This window comes from Roseicella aerolata, assembly GCF_020523605.1.
Classification (GTDB): Bacteria; Pseudomonadota; Alphaproteobacteria; order Acetobacterales; family Acetobacteraceae; genus Paracraurococcus; species Paracraurococcus aerolatus.
The window spans coordinates 1-5,924 of sequence record NZ_JAJAQI010000105.1 but is presented as its reverse complement, the minus strand read 5'-3'; the positions used below and the strand labels follow the sequence as shown (position 1 = coordinate 5,924).

General features: G+C 62.2%; 6 protein-coding genes. 4 read left to right on the top strand and 2 right to left on the bottom strand.

Annotated features, from left to right (window positions below):
• Nucleotides 1-302: 302 nt before the first annotated feature.
• Nucleotides 303-1,433, bottom strand: a complete 1,131-nt coding sequence (locus LHA35_RS27630; RefSeq protein WP_226614425.1) for a glycosyltransferase family protein — start codon at nucleotides 1,431-1,433, stop codon at nucleotides 303-305.
• A 206-nt stretch (nucleotides 1,434-1,639) separates the two neighbouring features.
• Here LHA35_RS27630 and LHA35_RS27625 point away from each other — a divergent pair, with 206 nt between their 5' ends.
• From LHA35_RS27625 to LHA35_RS27610, 4 genes are all read left to right on the top strand, one after another.
• Nucleotides 1,640-2,242, top strand: a complete 603-nt coding sequence (locus LHA35_RS27625) for an SIS domain-containing protein (protein WP_226614424.1) — start codon at nucleotides 1,640-1,642, stop codon at nucleotides 2,240-2,242.
• Nucleotides 2,243-2,290: 48 nt separating this feature from the next.
• Nucleotides 2,291-3,250, top strand: a complete 960-nt coding sequence (locus tag LHA35_RS27620; protein ID WP_226614421.1) for an NAD-dependent epimerase/dehydratase family protein — start codon at nucleotides 2,291-2,293, stop codon at nucleotides 3,248-3,250.
• Between the two features lie 27 nt (nucleotides 3,251-3,277).
• Nucleotides 3,278-4,576 carry an HAD-IIIA family hydrolase gene (locus LHA35_RS27615; protein ID WP_226614417.1) on the top strand — a complete coding sequence of 433 codons (1,299 nt, stop codon included), beginning with the start codon at nucleotides 3,278-3,280 and terminating at the stop codon, nucleotides 4,574-4,576.
• A gap of 93 nt (nucleotides 4,577-4,669) precedes the next feature.
• Entirely contained in the window at nucleotides 4,670-5,659 is a 990-nt protein-coding gene (locus LHA35_RS27610; protein WP_226614414.1) for a GHMP family kinase ATP-binding protein, read from the top strand.
• 147 nt (nucleotides 5,660-5,806) lie between these two features.
• Here the strand turns inward: LHA35_RS27610 and LHA35_RS27605 are convergent.
• A partial coding sequence (locus tag LHA35_RS27605) for a cupin domain-containing protein (protein WP_226605833.1) occupies nucleotides 5,807-5,924 on the bottom strand: 118 nt, incomplete at its 5' end.

Here is a 5,924-nt window from a genome sequence, read left to right as displayed (position 1 = left end):
CCTACGGCTTCCTCGTGGCCGAGCGCTGCCTTTTCCCCCCTCAATCCCGCTTCACCGCGCGGCGGCTCAAGACACCTGCGCTATCCAAAGGCTTCCAGCCGCGCGGTGCCGGTCCGGCCTGAGCGCCACGTGCCGCACTCAATCGCCAGCATTCGCCGCCGCCTCACCGTCGGCCTTGTCCACCTCCTCCCGCGCTGCCCCTGCTGCCTGCAGAAACAGCGTATACGGCCAAGAAGCAAGTGACACAGTAAGACTAGGCAGAGCGACTGAAGCTCAGCGCGAAAGGACCGCCTGCACTGATTTCAGGCGGCAGCAGGTGCACCAAGGGCGTGGACAAAGCCCTGGCACTCCGCCGTCTCAGTCACCAGTTCGGCCGTTGGGATGCGATCGAGGTTCTCCTGAAGCATCGTGAACAGCTCTGGCGTCATCTGCCGCAGGCTGGCGATGAGAATCTCCGGCTCGGCCCGATTGAGGCGCAGCCCGGCGTCATATCGAGCCAGCCAGCGACCCGTCTCGACCGTGGCGAGGCCGATCGGAACCGCGCCGTAATAGGCTGACCTGTAGAGGCGGTTCGGTAGCAACCAATCCGAGTTCGCGCCCGCCTCGTAGAAATCCAGCGCCCAGGCAAAATGGACGGAAGCGAAGAGCCGGGCCAATTCCGCCTCATCAGCGAAGCCGCCGATGTAGCGTATGCCGGGGATGCCGGAGAATGCCGCGTCGACATCGCCGAAGACGTTCTTCGCCGGGCGGCCAGCAACGATCACCTCAATCAACCCGGGCGCCTGCCGGGCGACCTCGGCCAGGATATCGAGGCTGCGACGGCAGCGGATGACGCCGAACCAACCAATGCGCCAGGGCGGACCCGGCGGCAGGACCGCCTTGCCGGGTCGGCCCTCCGCAATGGCCGGGAAGACCTTGTTCTCCACCACCATGGCGGGTGGCAGGCGCGGATAGGTGCGCTCGAAATACTCGCGGAGAAAGCCGGGCGAACTGGTGACGAGTGCCTGGCTGGCGCGGAGGAGGTTACCTTCCACTAAGCGCAGCAACCGGCCAACCGAGCCCTGCTGCGTCATGAACCGATGGATGTCGAGGCACTCATAGACCAAAGGCCTGCCAGGCAAGAATCGTCGCCGTGCGGCAGCCCCGAGCACCAGCATCTCCAGGTTACGAGCCATGATCACATGGCCCGCGCGGATCTCCTTCGCATGACGGCTGAGCAGCGCCATCGCTTTTAGGACAGCAGCAATCCGCTGTGGGAAGTTGCCATCATGGGTCTGACCCAGGCTGATTACCTTATCTGCAATACTGTGATCTATTTTTTCCTTTCTGTGAAAACCAATGACTGTGACTTCGGCGCCGCCTTGCCGCATCATGTCGATGCGGCGCGGGATATCGGCATGCGAAATGTCATGGACAAAGTATACTATTCTCATAAGCCTGCCTCAGGCTAAGAAAACCAGAAGATCGTAACGGCTCTAGCCCAGCCAAACCGGGCCCTGCAAGCGCGCCAGCCCAGCCGCCAGGATATCAGCTTACGGTAGCAAATCTTGCTGGACAATCACGCATCAGTGATGTATGAGGCCTCCATGTAATAAAGCACCGATTTCTTCTCCAGCCTGAGCGAGGTTGATCAGGAGCCATGCGCGTTTCGACTTCTTCGCGGGATTATCTGGCCAAGCTAAAAGCAACCATTGACGCGGTCGTCCCGGCCGAAATTGACCACTGCGTGGAGGTCATTCGCCAGGGCTGGCTGAACGGCCGTCAGATCATCACCTGCGGCAATGGCGGTAGCGCGGTGACCGCGCTGCACTTTATCACTGATTGGAGCAAGATGATCTCCAATCACAGCGGCCGCCCATTTCGTGGCCGCAGCCTGGTCGACAATATCGGCATGCTGACGGCCTATGCCAACGACGTCTCCTATGCCGATATCTTCTCCGAGCAGTTGAAGCACACGGCGGAACCGGGCGACGTGCTGATCGCCATCTCCGGCAGCGGCAACTCCGAGAATATCGTCCGTGCCGTCAATGTCGCGAATGAGATGGGCTGCGAAACCATCGGCCTCTGCGGCTTCAGCGGCGGCAAGCTGCGCCGCCTAGCGAAGCACGTTGTCTGGGTCGACATCGACGACATGCAGATCAGCGAGGATCTGCACGCAATCTTCGGCCATATCGTCATGCAGCGGCTCTGCGGCGGCATCACTTTCGCCGAGCCGCGTCAGCGGGAGGCGCTCGCCGTCTAGTGACGCAGGCGCGTCGGGACAGGGGGCTCCGCCTTGGGGGCGAGTGGGATGACCTGGCACGTCGTCACCGGCGGCGCCGGCTTCATCGGCGCCAATCTGGTGCGCAGGCTGGTGCAGACCGGAGGGCGGGTGGTTGTCGTCGACGACCTCTCCCTGGGACGGCGCGAGCATCTGGCGGGCCTTGCTGATACCCTCCTGCTGCAACTGGATGCGGCGGATGCCGGGGCGCTCGCCGCAGCATTGCGTATGGTGCCGGACGGGCCGGTCGAGGTCTGGCATCTCTGCGCCAATTCCGACATCCAGAAAGGCGTGACCGATCCTTCGGTGGATCTGCGTGCCACTTTCCTCACGACCTTCGCCGTGCTCGAGGTCATGAGAACGCGGAACTGGCGCAGGTTGCACTTCGCCTCGACCTCGGCTGTCTATGGTGATCACGGTACGACCGCGATCCATGAGCTCACCCCTACCCTGCCCGTCTCCAACTACGGTGCCATGAAGCTGGCTTCCGAGGCCATCATCCGCGCCGCCTGCGAGACTTTCCTGGACAGCGCCCGCGTCTTTCGGTTTCCCAATGTCGTCGGCTTGCCGGCAACGCATGGCGCGATACTGGACTTCACGCGCCGCCTCATTGCCGATCCACAGCGTCTTGCCGTGCTGGGTAACGGGATGCAGCAGAAGGCCTATCTGCATGTCGCCGAGCTTGTCGACGCCATGCTCTTCATCCGCGACCATGCGGATGGTCCGCACCGGATCTACAATATCGGACCAGAGGATGCGGGCATCCGCATCTCGGCCATTGCCGAGATGGTGCGCAGCAGGGTCGCTCCCGCGGCTGCCATTGCCTACGGCACGGAAGCGCGCGGTTGGGTCGGCGACGTTCCACGTTTCCGTTACGACGTCTCGCGTCTCAAGGCCCTGGGTTGGGCACCACGACTGGGCTCGGCCCAGGCAGTTGCCCGCGCCGTAGATGAGATCGCGCAGCAGGAGTTCTGCCGTTATGATGCATGAGGGGCCGCGCAGTGGCCAGCCTGTCGCATGCAGGCACTGATCCTTGCCGGCGGCCAGGGGACACGCCTGCGTGCCCGCCTGGGCGACTTGCCGAAACCTCTCGTTGATGTGGATGGCGTCCCGCTGCTGCAGCGGCAGATCGAGGCCTTGCGCGACCAGGGTGTCACCGATGTCGTCGTCCTGGTGAACTACAAGGCAGAGGCGATCCGTGAATTCGCCAGGGCGCACGATGATTTTGGCCTACGCCTGAGGATCATCGACGATGGCGAGCCGCTCGGGACCTCGGGCGCAGTCATGGCCATTCTTGATCAGCTACAGGAGCGCTTCCTCGTCCTCTATGGCGACACGCTGATGGACGTGGATTTTGGCCGCCTGGTTGCCGCGCATGTGGCGCATGGCGCCGATGGCACGCTTTTCCTGCATCCCAACGATCACCCGCACGATTCCGACCTTGTGGAACTGAACGAACAGGGCTGGATCACGGCCTTCCACAAATACCCACACGCACCCGACGCGCTGCACCGAAACATGGTGAATGCCGCGCTCTATGTGCTGGAGCGCACGGCCCTCGAGGCCTTCCGCGGATTGCCGACGCCGAGCGATTTTGCCAAGCAGACCTTCCCTGCCATGATCAAGGCCGGGCGGAGGCTTTTTGGCTATGTCTCCTTCGAGTACATCAAGGACATCGGCACGCCGGCACGGCTCGACAAGGCAGTCGGGCATCTCCGCAGCGGCCGAGTCGCACGAGCTCGCCTCTCCTCTCCTCAAAAGGCCGTCTTCCTCGATCGCGACGGCACACTGAATGCCGAAGTGAATTTTCTTAGACATCATGATCAGTTGGAATTGCTTCCGGGTGTCGCTGCGGCCATCAAGCGGCTGAACGATGCCGAATATCGCTGTGTCGTGGTGACCAACCAGCCGGTGCTAGCGCGCGGTGAAGCCACCATGACCGACATGGCTCGTATCCATGCCAAGCTGGATACGCTGCTGGGCCAGGAAGGCGCCTTCCTCGACGCGCTCTACCTCTGCCCGCACCATCCGCACAGCGGCTATCCCGGCGAGGTCGCTGCGCTGAAGCGCGAGTGTGACTGCCGCAAGCCAGGCACAGGCATGATCGAGCAGGCAGTGCGCGAGTTGAACATCGACCTCTCGCAGTCCTGGATGGTAGGCGATACCACCTCGGATCTTGAGGTCGCACGGCGTGCCGGGCTGCGCTCCATCCTGGTACGCACCGGCTTTGGTGGCGGAGACGGCAAGTATCCGGCCATGCCGCTCTTCATTGCGGCGGGCCTGCCGGAGGCAGTCGATATCATCCTGCGGCATTGAACGCAGCACCACCCGGCAAGGCTGGGTGGAAGCCAGGATAGGGCGGCCTCCCTCGCCGGGGCCGGCACGCCGCATACCAGGTCTGGAGGCAGTATGATCATCAGCCGCACCCCCTTGCGGATGAGCTTTGTCGGTGGCGGCAGCGATCTGCCGGCTTTCTATCGCCGCTACGGCGGGGCGGTGGTCAGCACCGCCATCGACAAATACGTCTATGTCAACATCAACAAGAAATTCGACGGCGGCACCCGCATCGCCTATTCGCGCACCGAGGAGGTGGATAGCATCGAGAAGATCGAACACCGGCTGGTGCGCGCCACCTTTGAAATGCTGAAGGTGAAGGGCGGTGTCGAGATCACCACCATCGCCGACATCCCCTCACGTGGGACCGGCCTCGGCTCCTCCTCCTCCTTTACTGTCGGGCTGATCAACGCACTCTCAGCCTATCTCGGCCGCTACGTCTCGGCCGAGGAACTGGGGGCGCGGAGTTGCGAGGTGGAGATCGAGCGCTGCGGCGAGCCGATCGGCAAACAGGACCAGTACGCCGCGGCCTATGGCGGCTTCAACCTGATCCAGTTCAACCCCGATGACAGCGTTGCCGTCACGCCGGTGATCATGCCGAAGGAAAAGCGTGCCGAGCTTGAGCGCAATATTATTGTGTTCTACACTGGAATTACTCGTAGCGCTTCAGCGATCCTGCAGACGCAGTCGGATGCGATCGTCAGCGATGCCATAAAGCAGGAGGCACAGCGCCGCATGGTGCAACTTGCCTTCGACCTGATGGGAGAACTGCAGCGCGGCAATCTCAATAGCTTTGGCGAAATCCTCGATGAGAACTGGCAACTGAAGAAGAGCTTGGCACCTGGTGTCAGTACCGGCGACATCGATGGCTGGTACGAGGCGGCGACCGCTGCGGGCGCTATCGGCGGCAAGATTCTTGGTGCGGGCTCTGGCGGGTTCCTGATGTTCTACGCGCCGCAGGAGCAGCATGAGGTAATCGAGCGGGCACTTGCGCCGCTGCGGAAGGTGAAATTCGGCTTCGATCCCTTGGGCAGCCGGATCATCTTCTACAACCCAAGCAACTGACAATATGGCGGCACGGTCGTGCCGCCGCTTCATGTTGATTTTCGGAATGGCACGTGGCTCCGTCAGCCACCACTGACGGAGCCCTTAGATAGTACAGGCTACACTTCGGAAGGAATACTCCAGCAGACTTGGATCTGCTGAGAACCCTCACGTTCGTCCGTAGGTATCCTCGATGCGGACGATGTCGTCCTCGCCGAGATAGGCGCCGGACTGGACCTCGATGAGGGTGAGCGGGATCATGCCTGGGTTTTCCAGGCGGTGGACG